This is a genomic window from Cyclobacterium qasimii M12-11B (assembly GCF_000427295.1).
In the GTDB taxonomy this organism is placed as follows: domain Bacteria; phylum Bacteroidota; class Bacteroidia; order Cytophagales; family Cyclobacteriaceae; genus Cyclobacterium; species Cyclobacterium qasimii.
Genome location: NZ_ATNM01000112.1, coordinates 1 through 977, shown reverse-complemented (window position 1 = coordinate 977; position 977 = coordinate 1). Strand labels below are relative to the sequence as shown.

The following is a 977-nucleotide window of genomic DNA, read 5'->3' as shown; positions in this document are numbered from 1 at the left end:
ATGCTGGAGTGTTTCCAGTGCTTCTAAACGCTTATTCAGTTTGTCCAGTTCTTCAACGAATACTTTCACATAAACATCATGAGCACCCATTTGCCCACTTGTAATAAAGCCCGCCTTCTTTAGTTCGGCTTCAAGCGTTGCTTTTACTGCTTCTACATAGTTCATTCTTAAAACCTCCTATACCGTTATTGCGAACAGTATAAGACCCTTTAATGATGATTACGACTGTCTTTTACATTTCAATACCAATTACAATACGCTTCCCCATAAGAAAATCAGCTAATGTTATACCTTGACCATCTAAATAAATCTTTACTGCGGTTGTTCTGCATATATCATCAAGCCTTTTTTTCTTTATATGCCCTATAATCTCTTGAGCTTCCCCTTTAGAAATATCCTCAAACTCTACTGTAAATGGATAATCTTTAGGAAGTAGCACTGGAACTACATACCCTTCCGCATTGCCTTTTATATATAACTTTCTGCCATAGTCCACTAAAGAGCTAACTAAATACGTTAAATAACTTTGTTGCTTTTTTGTCATTGGTTCTAGTTGGAATAAATTCGTATAGTCAATATCCTTGCTAATCATTCCAAATGCCCCTGTCGCCTATATAAAATATATTGTAAAATGCCCTTGTTTTTTAAGTGCGGTATAAAATCTTTTGTATAGTATAAAAAGTGTTTAAAAGAGTAAAAGAATAAAAAGTAAGTACAAGTAATAAATATATATATACATTACTTGTACTACTTTTTAAAAAGTAAAAATCGAAATAGTAGGAAAACGTTGCTATATCAATCGTTTTTGCTTGTTTAGCTGATATACATTGACAGCCCTTCCGCCCCTTCCTTCCTTGCCTACCATTTGTATATATCCGAATGCTTCTAGTTGGGTCATTGCGTTTTGTACAGACCGTAAAGCCAAACCACACCAAGCAGAACCAAAGCGATAACTAAAAGCCGTTCTATTTTGGTCA

At 34.7% G+C, this 977-nt stretch carries 2 protein-coding genes; both read right to left on the bottom strand.

The window, feature by feature from the left end; all coding sequences use genetic code 11:
* Window positions 1-232 precede the first annotated feature (232 nt).
* Window positions 233-544, bottom strand: a complete 312-nt coding sequence (locus ADICYQ_RS13420; RefSeq protein ID WP_020894224.1) for a hypothetical protein — start codon at window positions 542-544, stop codon at window positions 233-235.
* A gap of 246 nt (window positions 545-790) precedes the next feature.
* On the bottom strand, window positions 791-977 hold a 187-nt coding region (locus ADICYQ_RS27420; protein WP_040416244.1), incomplete at its 5' end, for a hypothetical protein.

Excerpts from the sequence above, each read along its gene's own strand:
- ADICYQ_RS13420 (WP_020894224.1), bottom strand. The coding sequence starts at position 544 with ATGACAAAAAAGCAACAAAGTTATTTAACGTATTTAGTTAGCTCTTTA.